15 protein-coding genes are annotated in these 12795 nt (G+C 70.3%); 8 read left to right on the forward strand and 7 right to left on the reverse strand.

The window, feature by feature from the left end:
* Positions 1-37: 37 nt before the first annotated feature.
* Complete coding sequence (locus tag Amac_RS19950) at positions 38-1450, reverse strand: amidase (protein ID WP_155355889.1); 1413 nt, start codon at positions 1448-1450, stop codon at positions 38-40.
* 208 nt (positions 1451-1658) lie between these two features.
* Between Amac_RS19950 and Amac_RS19955 the strand changes: the two genes are divergently transcribed.
* Positions 1659-2369 (forward strand): class I SAM-dependent methyltransferase, encoded by a 711-nt coding sequence (locus tag Amac_RS19955; protein WP_155355890.1) that lies wholly within the window; start codon positions 1659-1661, stop codon positions 2367-2369.
* Between the two features lie 68 nt (positions 2370-2437).
* Positions 2438-2968, forward strand: coding sequence for a hypothetical protein (locus Amac_RS19960; RefSeq protein ID WP_218041181.1), 531 nt, complete (start codon positions 2438-2440; stop codon positions 2966-2968).
* Positions 2969-2999: 31 nt separating this feature from the next.
* Here Amac_RS19960 and Amac_RS19965 read toward each other — a convergent pair whose 3' ends face one another.
* A complete protein-coding gene (locus tag Amac_RS19965; RefSeq protein ID WP_155355892.1) occupies positions 3000-3575 on the reverse strand; it encodes a PadR family transcriptional regulator in 576 nt (191 codons plus the stop codon).
* A 31-nt stretch (positions 3576-3606) separates the two neighbouring features.
* Between Amac_RS19965 and Amac_RS19970 the strand changes: the two genes are divergently transcribed.
* A complete protein-coding gene (locus Amac_RS19970; RefSeq protein ID WP_155355893.1) occupies positions 3607-3753 on the forward strand; it encodes a hypothetical protein in 147 nt (48 codons plus the stop codon).
* On the opposite strand, the gene Amac_RS19975 is transcribed toward Amac_RS19970, so the two are convergent.
* Both Amac_RS19975 and Amac_RS19980 read right to left on the reverse strand, forming a co-directional pair.
* Positions 3701-4741, reverse strand: a complete 1041-nt coding sequence (locus Amac_RS19975) for a DMT family transporter (RefSeq protein WP_155355894.1) — start codon at positions 4739-4741, stop codon at positions 3701-3703. The two genes, Amac_RS19970 and Amac_RS19975, sit on opposite strands and share 53 nt — an antisense overlap.
* A gap of 269 nt (positions 4742-5010) precedes the next feature.
* Positions 5011-5937, reverse strand: a complete 927-nt coding sequence (locus Amac_RS19980; protein WP_155355895.1) for an SDR family oxidoreductase — start codon at positions 5935-5937, stop codon at positions 5011-5013.
* A gap of 130 nt (positions 5938-6067) precedes the next feature.
* Between Amac_RS19980 and Amac_RS19985 the strand changes: the two genes are divergently transcribed.
* Positions 6068-6652 (forward strand): TetR/AcrR family transcriptional regulator, encoded by a 585-nt coding sequence (locus Amac_RS19985; protein ID WP_155355896.1) that lies wholly within the window; start codon positions 6068-6070, stop codon positions 6650-6652.
* Positions 6653-6976: 324 nt separating this feature from the next.
* Here Amac_RS19985 and Amac_RS19990 read toward each other — a convergent pair whose 3' ends face one another.
* Genes Amac_RS19990 through Amac_RS20000 form a run of 3 tightly spaced genes read right to left on the reverse strand, consistent with a single transcriptional unit; the run spans position 6977 to position 10148 of the window.
* Positions 6977-7753, reverse strand: coding sequence for an ABC-2 transporter permease (locus Amac_RS19990; RefSeq protein ID WP_155355897.1), 777 nt, complete (start codon positions 7751-7753; stop codon positions 6977-6979).
* Positions 7750-9231: an ABC transporter permease subunit gene (locus Amac_RS19995; protein WP_155355898.1), complete on the reverse strand. Its 1482-nt coding sequence runs from the start codon at positions 9229-9231 to the stop codon at positions 7750-7752. The genes Amac_RS19990 and Amac_RS19995 overlap by 4 nt, the downstream gene beginning before the upstream one ends.
* The gene (locus Amac_RS20000) at positions 9228-10148 is read right to left on the reverse strand and encodes an ATP-binding cassette domain-containing protein (RefSeq protein WP_155355899.1); all 921 of its coding nucleotides are present in this window, start codon (positions 10146-10148) and stop codon (positions 9228-9230) included. Before Amac_RS20000 ends, Amac_RS19995 begins: the two co-directional genes overlap by 4 nt.
* Positions 10149-10267: 119 nt before the next feature.
* On the opposite strand from Amac_RS20000, the gene Amac_RS20005 reads away from it, so the two are divergent.
* From Amac_RS20005 to Amac_RS55275, 4 genes are all read left to right on the forward strand, one after another.
* Positions 10268-11479, forward strand: a complete 1212-nt coding sequence (locus Amac_RS20005) for a sensor histidine kinase (RefSeq protein WP_218041182.1) — start codon at positions 10268-10270, stop codon at positions 11477-11479.
* Positions 11476-12153, forward strand: a complete 678-nt coding sequence (locus Amac_RS20010) for a response regulator (RefSeq protein WP_155355900.1) — start codon at positions 11476-11478, stop codon at positions 12151-12153. The genes Amac_RS20005 and Amac_RS20010 overlap by 4 nt, the downstream gene beginning before the upstream one ends.
* A gap of 182 nt (positions 12154-12335) precedes the next feature.
* Positions 12336-12512, forward strand: a complete 177-nt coding sequence (locus Amac_RS55270) for a glycoside hydrolase (RefSeq protein WP_281356314.1) — start codon at positions 12336-12338, stop codon at positions 12510-12512.
* Positions 12513-12710, forward strand: coding sequence for a hypothetical protein (locus Amac_RS55275; RefSeq protein ID WP_218041184.1), 198 nt, complete (start codon positions 12513-12515; stop codon positions 12708-12710).
* The last annotated feature ends 85 nt before the right edge of the window (positions 12711-12795 follow it).

Below are 12795 nucleotides of genomic sequence, written 5' to 3' on the forward strand. Positions count from 1 at the left end.
CCGTCGATGAGGTGACCCGCCCGGGAGCGGATCTCGGCTAGTGGTTCCTGATGGAGAAGCCGGGGACGCGATGGTCCCAGGGCATGGCGTGTTCCAGTTGGGTGGCGGTTTGGAAGAGGAGGTCCTCGCGGCCGTACGGGGCGATTAGCTGGACGCCGATCGGCAGGCCGGTGGCGCTGTGGCCCAGGGGCAGGCTGATCGCCGGGTGGCCGGAGACGTTGAAGACCATCGTGAACGGGCTGTAGTCGAACATCGAGTCCAGCCATGTGGTGAAGGTGTGGCTGGGGTCGTTGTAGCGCAGGGTGCCGTGGGGTGCGGGGAGCCGTCCCAGGGTCGGGGTGATGAGCAGGTCGTATCGGGTGAAGAATGAGGCCACCGATCTGGTCACCCGGTTCTGGGCGTCGAAGGCGTTCATCATGTCCAGCGCCGTGTACTCGCTCGCCAGGCTGAGCAGTTCCCGGGAGACCGCCTCGAGCTGGGCCGGGTCGGGTTGCCTGGGCGCCCGGAGCAGCATCGAGGCGATCGCGACCCCTTCGGCCACGCAGCTCGCCAGGACGTCGTTCCAGCTGAGTTCCGGCCGGTCCGCCATGACGGGATGGCCCAGCCGTTCCATCATGCGACCGGTCTGGATCGCCGCCTGGGCCACCTCGCCGTCGACGCTCGTGCCGGACCAGGGTTCGGTGGTCACAGCGACCCGCAGCGGGCCGGGCTCGCGTTCGTCGGCGTACCGGCCGCGTGGGGGAGGGGCGGTGTACTTGTCTCCGATGCCGGGCCCCTGGACCGCGTCCAGCAGGTGGGCGGCATCGCGGACGGTGCGCGTCAGCGCGAATTCGTACGCCATGCCCAGCATCGGTTCGCCCAGGTCAGGCCCGCACGGCACGCGCCCGCGGCTGGGTTTCAGCCCGACCAGACCGCAGCAGGAGGCGGGCACCCGGATGGAACCGGCGCCGTCGCTGGCGTGGGCGAGCGGGACGGCGCCGGCGGCGATCATGGCGGCGGCGCCGCCGCTCGACCCGCCCACCCCGCGGTTCCGATCCCACGGGTTGTGGGTCGGCCCGTACCGGAGTGACTCGGTGGCGAAGCTGAGCACCAGTTCAGGCACGGCGGTGAGGCCGAGCGTGACCAGGCCCGCGGCCCGGAAGCGGGCCATGAGATCCGTGTCGCGCTGGGCGAGGATCCCCGGGATGGCCCGGCTGCCGAGGAAGAACGGCACGCCCTCCGCCACCGGCCCGTGGTCCTTGATCAGGAACGGCACCCCGGCCAGCTGGCCGTCCGCGGCGTGGTGCAGCGCCGGGCTGAACGGCGGTAACGCCAGCCCGTTCAGCTCGGCGTTCGCGATCGCGATGGCTTCCCGCGCGACCGCCTCGACCTCACCGGCGGTGACCTCGCCCGCTCTGATCAGGTCGCGGAGGCCGACAGCGTCGTAACGCGCATATTCGTGAAGTTTCATGAAATGAGTCCCTTGTAAACACATCAGATCGATTGGAGGCGGCCTGAACAGGGGTGATGGTCGATGACCATCCCCTGTGGGATCGATGTGTTACTACGCTCGGGACATCGGGCTCATCGTGCCAGTGGCGATTCCCGACTGTCGAACGAATATCCGCCGTCAGGGGCTCAGCCTGATCCGCCCGGCGTCCGAGAAGTACCCTTTACTGGTGTTCTCGCCTCAAGGCCCCTCGCTGCGTGAACTGACGGTCCAGGCGCTGTCCTCGGTCGAGCGCGGCTACGACCTGCTCGCCCCGAAGTTCGACCACACGCCTTTTCGCACCTCCGATGGCGTTCTTGACGCAACCGCCGACGCGCTGCGCCCGCTCGGGCCCTTCGGGCGGGGACTGGACGTGTGCTGCGGCACCGGCGCGGGCATGCGGATCCTCGAACCCCTATGCCAAGGACGGATCACGGGCGTCGACTTCAGCACCGGCATGCTCGCGCAGGCGCGCCGAGCGCACCCGGACGCCGAGTGCGTCCAGGCCGACGTTCGGGCCCTGCCCTTCGCCGAGACCTTCGACCTCGCGGTCAGCTTCGGAGCGCTCGGACACTTCCTACCCGCCGAACGGCCCTCGCTCTTCGCCGGGGTGTACCGCGCGTTACGGCCTGGCGGGCTCTTCGCCTTCCCGATCGGCGCGCCGCTGCCCATCACATCGCGCTGGTACTGGGCGCTGCTCGGATTCGACCTGGCCATGCAGGTGCGAAATGCCGTGTGGCGTCCCCCCTTCGTCATGTACTACGGCACCTGCCGGCTGCAGGCGGTTCGCAACGACCTGACAGCAGCCGGATTCACCGTGACAACAGTCCCCTTGACGGCCCTGGGCCGACGCGAGGACGGCAGCCCGCGGTGCCGGCTTGTCCTCGCACGCAGAACTTAGGTGTACGCGCGGACGAGGGCATACTCGAAGCCATGCGTGTGGGGATAGCCCATCATCTCGGTTGGGCCGTGGCAGTCACGGCGTCGGCCGAGTACCAGGTGGTGGACCGCCGGCGGATCGCACTGATCGAGCCCGGCATGGCGGCGGCGCCCATCCACCACGAAGGCAAACCTCTCGACGATGCCGCGATTTCGGAGCTGGTAACCCAGGTGCGGCAGTCGGCAGCCCGGGCAACGTCAGCCTCGCTGGACGAACTCGCATCCGCGCTGCGAGAACCGATCGTCTCGGTTTCGCTCCGAGCCTGGCCTCTCGACTTCCCCGAAGACATCGCCGTCCAGCGACGCGCACCGTACGAGTCCCACGCCGACTCCATCATGTACCGCCAGATCCTGGCCGAGCTCGCACACGCACGTGGCTGGATCGTCCACGCCTATGACGCCAAGAACGTGGAGAACCTAGCGGCCAGATTCCTGGCTGAGCGGACCGACGAGGTCCTGTACGGCCCGCGGGCAACACTTGGGCCGCCCTGGGCGAAGGACCATCGAATGGCTCTCGCGGCGACAATCGTGGCCGGTCCGATGGTCCGACCCCGCCACTGACGCGCGCTCAACCTCATCGATGGGTGCCCGATCAGGGCCGTTCCCGTCCGGTGCGGGCGGCGCGTTCGCTCAGCGTGCGGGCGGTGTGCAGGCACCAGTCGCGTATCTCCCGCTCCAGACGGCATCCGCCCAGGCAGGACAGGTACGGCCCGATGCGGTCCCCCTCACGCAGGAACGACTCCTCGTCCAGGTCACCACGAAGGCGGCTGAGCATCTTCTCGAACAACGCGAGCTTGGCCGCGGCCTCCTCCGCCCGCTCGTGGAGCTGGGCGATCACGGGCGCGGGGTCGAGCAGGTCCACGGCGTGCACTCTGACGGCCAGGTCGTCACGGATGAGCAGCGGTTTCGGCGGCACCGCGGCGAAGGCGCCCAGCTCGCCGACACCGGCCTCGGTGACCGTGAACACCCGCTTGTTGGGGCGGCCTTGCTGGGCCACCTCCCGGCCCGCGACCAGGCCGTCGGCTTCCAGCTTGGCCAGCTCGGCGTACAGCTGCTGCGGAGCGGCATACCAGAAGTTGGAGACCCCCACGTCGAAGATCTTGGTCAGCTGGTAGCCGCTGTATTCACCGTCGAGCAGTGCCACGAGCACCGCGTGCCGCAAGGCCATCCGCTAGTCATGTCCATGAGTAGTCATAGACATGACCGTAGTAGGGAACACCGTCCCGGCGCAAGCAGCAGTGTTGACCCTGATGGTGCTCGACGGCGTGCTCATCGCGGTGCTGTTCGAGCGGGTCAGCCCGGAGCTGCGGGACCCGACGGCCGAGATCGTGGCAGCGGCCCGCTGAACACCACCGCCGCGAGCAGCACCAGCCCGCCGAGTACGGCCGCGACGGTGAGGCGTTCCCCGAGGAAGGCGACCGCGATGGCCGTGGCCACCAGCGGTTCCACCAGCGCGACGACCGAGGCGGTGGTCGAGGGGACCACCCTCAGCCCCGCGAAGAACAGCCCGTACGCGAGCGCGCTGGGAACCACGCCCAAGTAGGCCAGCAGCATTACGACGGTCACCGTGAAGCCTCCCTCGGGACCGAGTCCCGAACCCAGCGCGAACGGGAACAGGCACAGCGATCCCACGGCGAAGCCGATCAGCGCGCTACCGGCCGAGTCACCGGTGCCGATGGCCCGGCCAAGCAGGATGGTTCCCGCGTAACCGACCGCCGACAGCAACGCGAGCCCGATACCCAGGATCGGAACCGTGGCTCCCACGACCTGATCTCCGCTGGACACCAGCCCGGTGGCGGCCGACCGAGCCGAGGTGGACACGATGGCCGGATCTCCGCCGGATACGGGCGCAGTGGAGTCGACGGCTGGATCTCCGCCGGATACCAGCAGTATCAGGCCCGCCAAAGCCGAGCCGATGATCAGGGCTCCCCGGCCGCCCAGGCGCTCGCCCATCCACAGGCGGGCGCCCACGGCGACCAGGATCGGCCCCGAGCCCAGCGTCACCACGGTCGCGACCGCGACACCGGCGTGGTCGACCGCCGCGAAGTAGGCCGTCTGGTAGACGGCCATGCCCACCCCGGTCGCCAGGAACCTAGCTTTTTCCCGGCGGAACCGGCCGACTAGCGAGAACGTGCCTTCGCCGCGCAGCAGCGGCCAGGCCGCGGCGAGCGCGAGGGCGCCGCCGAGGAAACGCCAGAACGACACGGTGAGCGGGTCGAGCCCACCGGCCGAATAGAGCATCGCGGCGACCGCGCCACCCGTGCCCCACGCGCTGGCCGCGAGGGCGATGGCGAATATGGCCCTGCCGAAAGACAGGGGACTTGCCCGAAACATGATCATTCCCTGGGGGTCGTTGTCTCGACGAGAAAGGTCATCCGCGGACAACGACAGGACACGCCGGGGCACGATCGCCCGGCGTGCCAGAAAAGCGCCGCCCGCTAGCGGGCGGGCGGCGGGGAAACGATCAAACGCATGGCGCCGATCCTAGCAACCTTGCCCAGCAAGGGGCGGCCGGAATACGCCGGAAAGGGATCGTGGTAGACCGTTCTTGCAGGTCAACGCTGTGATCATCCACGCCCGGCCCAACGCTGGCCGCACCTTCCTCAGGACATGAAGTAGTGGCCCTTCTCCAGGTCCTCGATCAGGCTTGGCTGGGTCGGTTGCCAGCCCAGCAGTTCGCGGGTCAGTTCGCTGGAAGCAGGGCTGTCGAGGGCGAGGAAACCCGACAGCCAGGTGAAGTGCTCGGCCGCGTCGTCGGGGGAGACGGAGCGGGTCCGCAGGTTGAGGTGGCGGCCGATGGCCTCGGCGATCGAGCGGATCGGCACGCCCTGGTCGGCGGTCGCGTGCAGGACCGATCCGGCCGGGGCGCTCTCCAGGGCGAGCCGGAACAGGTGTGCGGCGTCGATACGGTGCGCGGCAGGCCAGCGTTGGGAGCCGTCGCCGATGTAGCCGGAGACGCCCTTGTCGCGGGCGACGCCGACCAGAGCCGCCATGAACCCGGGGTCGCCCTCGCCGTGCACGGTCGGCGGGAGCCGTACGACGGACGAGCGGATGTTGCGGTCGGCGAGAGCGAGGGTCAGGTGTGCGGTGCCCATCCGGGTCTGCGGGCCGCCGGTCAGGTGCGCGGGCAACGCGTCGGACGTGCGGCCGTCCTCTTCGGTGGCCACCCGGCCCGGGGCAAGTCCGGCCAGCCCGGAGGCGAGCACGAACGGCCGAGCGGAACCGGCGAGGGCCTCCCCGAATGCCTCGACGGCGCGGCGGTCGGCGTCGGCGGCGCTCTGGAAGCCTCCCTGGAAGGCGATGTCGTGCTTGAACGCGAGGTGGATCACCCCGTCCGACGCGGCGGCCGTGTCGCGCAGGACGTCGAGGTCGTCGAGCGTGCCGTGGACCACCTCGGTCCCGGCCTTGGTGAGGGCGGCGGCCGAGGCGTCCGAGCGGGCGAGCCCGACGACCTGGTGACCCGCGCCGATGAGTTCGGGTATGAGTGCCGAGCCGATCCATCCGGATGCCCCGGTGACGAAAACGCGCATGAGTAAGCCTCCAGCGTAGGCCGGTCGTCCTCGCGCCGCGGGTGGGCGCCGGGCGACCGAGCGATGTCAGTCACTGTCATCACACCGTAGCAGCTGATGTCAGTCACTGTCATCAGGTAGGATTCCGGGCATGGGTCGATGGGAGCCGAACGCGCGCGGCCGGCTCGAACGGGCGGCACTGGAGCTCTACCTCGAGCGCGGCTTCGAACGGACCTCGGTGGCGGAGATCGCCGAACGGGCGGGGCTGACGGAGCGGACGTTCTTCCGGCACTACACGGACAAGCGCGAAGTGCTGTTCGCGGGTTCGATGGCGCTGCAGGAGCTTCTCGTGGACACAGTCGCCCGTGTTCCCGAGCCCGCCACCCCGATGGACGCCGTGACGGCGGCCCTCGGGGCTGCCGCGGCTATGCTGCAGGAACGCCAGGAGCATGCCCGCCGGCGCCAGGCCGTCATCGCCGCCAACGCCGAACTGCAGGAACGCGAGCTGATCAAACTCGCCTCGCTGTCGGCCGCGCTCGCCGACGCGTTGCGGCAGCGCGGAGTCGACGACGCCTCCGCGAGCCTTGCCGCGGAGGCGGGCATCGCCGTCTTCAAGATCGCGTTCCGGCGTTGGGCCGGGCAGGCCGGGCAGGCCGGGCAGGCCGGGCAGAAGGACTTGTCTCAGTTCATCGGAGAGTCGTTCGCAGGGCTCAAGGCGGTGACCGCGGGCACCTGACTCGCGGTGCCCGGCCAGCTCGAATTCCGGGAGACCAAGCAACTCCGCACGTGGAGACGTTTGGTCAGGACGGAGTCCGGTGATTACTCGGCACGCCGATTCTCTGACGGAGCGCGACGATGTCGGCGCCCGGCACGCCGCAGCCACACGGCGTCCAGCGCAAACTTGGCAACCACCGGCCCGAAGTTTTCGTGCTTTTGCGCCTCAGTGTCCGCTATGACGAGGCTATGCATACGGCCGATCGCAAGCCGCGCCGAATGCACGACCTAGGTGACGAAGGCCGCACCCTCTACGGCCAACTCGAAGCCGATCACGCGGAGCTGATCAGACGTCGCGGAGGCGTACCAGGAGGCCTCCGGCCAGGAGCGCGGCCGCGGCCCAGGCGGCGAGGACGCCGAGTCCTGGCCACGGGCCGATCGGCAGCAGGTCCAGGTTCATGCTGGACTGGATGGCCAGCCCGGCGTTGGTTGGGGAGATCCGGAAGAGCAGCCGTTGCCAATCCGGGTCGGAGACCAGGTGGATGAGGATCGGGAAGAGGTAGAACAGGCCGAGCACGACGCCCATGGCCGCCGCCGAGTCACGGACGATCGCGGCGACTCCGAGGCAGAGCACGGCGATCAGGGTGAGGTAGAGAACCGAGCCCGCCGCCGCGCGGAGAACCAGGCCGTCGGTGAGGGACAGCAGCGGGTAGCCGTGCGCGGGCGTGAAACCCCGGCCGGGCAGGATGAGCCGCCCGGCCAGCACCGACCCGAGCACGCCGGCGATGGCCGCGACCAGGGTCGGACCGGCGAGGACGGCTGCCTTCGCGCCGAGGACGGTGAACCTGCGGGGCATCGCCGTGAACGTCGTGCGGATCAGGCCGGTGGTGTGCTCGCCGGTGATCGCCAGCACGGCGAGGACCGCGACGACCACCTGGCTCAGCTGCACGCCGGTGAGCGCGAGCTTGACGGCGTCGTGATTGCAGCGCGCCGACGCGCAGGTGGTGGCGGCACCGGCCGCGACGCCCAGGGCGACGGTCAGAACCGGGATCGCCAGCAGCACCCAGCCGGTGCCCGGGAGCGTGCGCAGTTTCGTCCACTCGGCATGGATTTCGCGCTTCACGCGTCCCTCCGGCGGAGCAGGAGGACGGCCAGGCCGAGAGCCAGCAGGGCATAGGCGCAGAGCACCGCGAACCCAGCCCAAGGCGCCAGCGGATAGTAGCCCATCTGCGGCACATAATGCCCTTCGACCTGCGAATATTCGGGAATGCTCTGCTGGATCGCGAACGCGGCGGCCGGGGTCACCCGCAGCAGCCACTGCGACAACTCCGCCGGCAGGACCGACGCGGTCGTCAGGACGTGCGGGACGACGATCACCGCGATGGCCGTGATGACGGCCACCGCGCTGCGCCGGATCAACGCGCCAATGGCGAGCGCCAGCACGGCGGCGACGGCCAGCAGCGCGGCGGTCCCGGCCACGACGCGCAGTTCGGTGGAGGTGCTCACCGGCAGGAGCTGGTTGCCGTTCGCGCGGAGAATCCTGCTGCACAGGGGAACCGCGATGACCGCGGCGATCAGGCCGACGACGAACGTGACCACGCCGATCACCAGAGACTTGGCGACGAGCACGCGCCCCCGGCGCGGGCTGGCCAGCAGGGTGGTGCGGATCAGCCCGCGCCGGTACTCGGCCGTGATGAACATGACCGCCACCACGATCACCACGATCAGCCCCGTGTACGCCCCCGAAAGGGTGCGCTCGACGATCTGCCCGCCCTCGATCCCGTACGGCCCGACATCGCCGGATCCGGACATGGTGAACGTGCCGCCGGACTCGCGGAAGGTGCCCTGGGAGAGCGCGGGCGCGCCGGTATGGCCGCCGAGGTCGTCGTAGGTCCACGGGTTCCCGGCCAGGCTGACGTGGTCGAAGACGGCGGTGGCCTGGGTGAGCCGGCACTTCCCGATGGTTCCGCCGAGGTCGCCTTGCGTCACGGTCAGATCACACGGAGAGGCGACGAAGAGCCCCATCAGGGCATTCTTCTGCAACCCGGTCAGGCGGACCGTGCTGACCGTGGTCCAGTGGGTGCCGTCGGCCGACTCGGCACCGGTGATCGTGTCGCCGGAGCGGGTCAGCCGCAGCCAGCGCGCCTCCCGGGAACCGGCCACGTCGTGCTCGTAGTTGTGCTGCATCCGCGCCCCATGACCACCGGTGAGCATCATCGCCGCGTACGCGGACCCCGGCCGGACGCTTTCCTTGATCATGATTCCGGCCTTCGCCCACGGCACCACGCCGGGCACGATCTTGTCGTGATCCGGCGGTGGATAGGTGATGATCCCGGTCAGCGACGCCACCCGGGCGGTGACGCTGCCGTCGCCCGCCAGCGGCTGGTGCGCGAAGGAGAACCGGTCGTTCACCGCCAGACCCTCGGGGCCGACCGGCAGGGCCGGGCAGACATCGCCCTCAGGACCCGAGCAGGAGCTGTGACTGCCGGACGCCGTGAACACCCCGAGCAGGACGGTGATCAGCACCGCCAGCGCCATCCCGAGCACCCAGCCGCGCACCGTCCTGAACTTGGTCCACTCCCCGCGCAGCAGGCCCGTCATCGCGCACCGTCCGCGCGAAACTCGACCGCGTCCCTGGTGAGCTCCATATACGCCTCCTCCAGCGTGGCCCGATGCCCGGCCACCTCCGAGAACGGCACCCCATGCGTGGTGAGCAGCGCCACCACACGCTCGGCCGCCAGCCCGGCGACGGTGAGCGTGTCACGATCGGTGACGGCGACGGTGGCCCCCGCGTCGGCCAGCACCGTCATCGCCTCCGGCCGCGCCGTGGTCCGTAACCTCACCCGGTCGCCGGACGCCGCCGCGATCAACTCCGCCACGCTCGCGTCCGCGACCACCCGGCCCCGGCCGACCACCACGACATGCCCGGCCGTGTCCTGAAGCTCGCTCATCAGGTGGCTGGACACCAGGACGGCCCGGCCCTCGGCGGCCAGCGACCGCAGGAACCCGCGCATCCACACGATCCCCTCCGGATCGAGGCCGTTGAACGGCTCGTCGAGCATGAGCACCGGCGGGTCGCCGAGCAGGGCGGCCGCCACGCCGAGCCGCTGCCGCATGCCCAGCGAGTAACCGCCCGCCTTCCGCCGCGCCGCGGATCCCAGCCCGACCAGCTCGACCACGGCGTCGACCCGGCCCGCGGTCAGGCCCTGGGAGTGGGCCAGCCAGAGCAGATGATTGCGCCCGGTCCGGCTCGGCTGCAGCGCGGCGGCGTCCAGCAGCGTCCCGACCTGGCTCAACGGTCTCCGCAGCGTGCGATACGGCTGCCCGCCGATCAGCGCGCGGCCCTCGTCGGCCGCGTCCAGACCGAGGATCACCCGCATCGTGGTGGACTTCCCCGCGCCGTTCGGCCCGACGAAGCCGGTGACGTGCCCAGGCGTCACGGTGAACGTCATCCCGTCCAGGGCCAGAACCGGGCCGAACCGCTTGCGCAGCCCGCTGACCTCGATGTTCGCTTCCATGCCAGGCAGACTAGGCAACGCCGTACGGTGCGGTCGTCACGCGGCGGAGCCATCTTCCCCGCCCGGCCATCCCACGCGCGGGGGATGCCAGCGGCTCCCGGACCAGGGACAATGCTGGGGTGGACCGAACGTACGACCCGCGGATCGTCATGGTCGGGGCGCCTCTGGTGCTGCTGGCGGTGATCGAGTCGATCGGGCATGTCCGGGGTCCGGCCGGTCCGGACCTCGCGTTCGTGCTGTTCGCCGTGGCGACCACGCTGCCGCTGGTGCTGCTGTGGACGCAGCCGTTCGCGGCGGCCCTGGTCGTGTCCGCGGCGGCGGTCCTGTCGGTCACGGGTTTCCAGGCCTTGACGGTAGCGGGGATGGGCGCGCAGCTGGTGGCCGGCTACCGGCTCGGGCGCACCGGCTCGCCCTGGGCGGCGTTGCCGCTGGCCGCGCCGTTCCCGATCCTGGCGCTGGCGGGTGTGGAGGCGCGGACGATCACGATGGTGCTGGCCTGCCTGGCCCCGGCGGCGGCGCTGGCCGGGATCGCCCGGCGGGCCCACGGTGACGCGGCCGCGAACACGGCGGCCCGACAGGTGATCGCCGATTCGCTGCTGGAGCACACCGCGCGGGGTGAACGCGCGCGCATTGCCCGCGAGCTGCACGACGTGGTCGCGCACCATATCTCCATGGTGGCCGTGCAGGCGGAGAACGCCCGGCTGACCACCCCCGGCATGCCGCCCGCCGGGGCCGAACGGCTGTCCGCGATCGGGGACACGGCCCGGGCGGCGCTGACCGAGATGCGGCGGCTGCTCGGCGTCCTGCGCGAGGACACGACGGCGGGGGAGCGGCCCCGTCCGGAGCTGACTCCCCAGCCGGGGCTGCGCCTGCACGAGGTCAACGACCTGCTGGACGAGGCCAGGGACGCGTCCGGGACGGGCACCCGGCTCATCTTGCGCGGGTCACCGGTCACGCTCGACCCGGGCGTCGAGCTCGCGGCGTACCGGATCATTCAGGAAGCGCTCACCAACGCGCGGCGGCACGCGCCCGGCGCGGCCGTTGATGTGGAGCTGCACTACGCGGGAGACGCGCTGCGGCTGTTCGTCCGCGACAACGGCCCCGGCCCCGCAGCCACGAGCCACGGCCACCCCCATGAAGACGATCACGAAGGCAGCCGCAAAAACGGCCACAAAGACAGCTTCGGCCACAGAGCTGGCCACGAAGGGGGGCATGGCCTGGCTGGGATGCGGGAACGGGCCACGGCCGTCGGTGGCGACCTGCGCACCGGCCATGCCGCCGGCGGCGGCTTCCTGGTCGAGGCCAGCCTGCCCGGAGAGGCGGCCGGATGAGCGTGATCCGGGTCGTGGTCGTCGACGATCACCAGGTGGTGAGAACAGGGTTCGCCGGGCTGCTGGACACCCAGCCGGACTTCCAGGTCGTCGGCACCGCCGGGGACGGCGCCGAAGCCATCCGTGTCTGCCGCGAAACCGCGCCGGACGTCGTGCTGATGGACATCCGCATGCCCGGCATGAACGGCATCGAGGCGACCAGGCAGCTCACCGGCCCGCGCGTCCTCATCCTCACCACCTTCGACCTCGACGAGTATGTCTACGACGCGCTCCGCGCCGGAGCCAGCGGTTTCCTGCTCAAGGACGTCACCGCCGAACACCTCTTCGACGCCGTCCGCGTCATCGCCGACGGCCAAGCCCTCCTGGCCCCCGCCATCACCCGCCGCCTCATCACCGAGTTCGCCCACCTCACCCCGAAACCCGCGAAATCCTCAAAAACCCTGAAACCGCCCACTCCCAACACCCTCACCCCCCGCGAGACGCAGGTCCTGCGCCTCGTCGCGGAGGGCCTTTCCAACCAGGAGATCGCCACCCGCCTCATCGTCACCGAGGAAACCGTGAAAACCCACGTCAGCCGCGTCCTCGCCAAACTCGGCCTACGCGACAGAACCCAGGCGGTCATCGCCGCGTATGAGACCGGCTTGGTCGTCCCTGGTGCGCAGGACCCGGGGTAGGTTGCCGGGAGTCGAGATCTCGCCGCCCGCCGTTGTACGGTCTGCGGCGCGGTTGAGGGTGTCGGTCAGTTCGGTGATGCGCTCGGTCGTGGCCCAACGCCTGCCACAGCGGCGCGGCCTGATCGGGCGTGGTGCACGACTCGGTGATCAGCCTGGACCGGTGGGAGCTGGTCTACTAGAAGCTGCCCGACCAGCAGGTGGACAGGGCGCTGCTGGTGGTGCTGTACAACACGCCGCTCAACTTGGTCCTCGGCCCCGACACGCTGGGAGAGCACGGCGCGGATATCGCCGAGCTGCAGCGGTTCTTCGCGCCGCTGCACCAGGCCGCCGGCGCCGAGCCGATGACCGCCTTCCGCTGAGTGACCGCCGACCACCAGGTGCAGCAGACCCGCTTCGGCGGCGGGACGCCGGCCGTCACCGCGAACTTCGGTGACCAGGAGTACCAGGGTCTCCCGGGCGGCTGCGCCGACGCCCGCCTCCGCGGCGACAGCACCCCCCGCCAGCTGTGTCCGGGCAACAAGCCGAGGGCGACTGTCAACCCAAGTCTGTCGCTCTGATCTGGTCATTCGATCGACAACGATCCGGCGGTGACGCGATCGTACGGCAGGCACGAGGGAGGGCCGATCGCCACGATCAGCCCTC

This window comes from Acrocarpospora macrocephala (assembly GCF_009687865.1).
GTDB lineage: Bacteria > Actinomycetota > Actinomycetes > Streptosporangiales > Streptosporangiaceae > Acrocarpospora > Acrocarpospora macrocephala.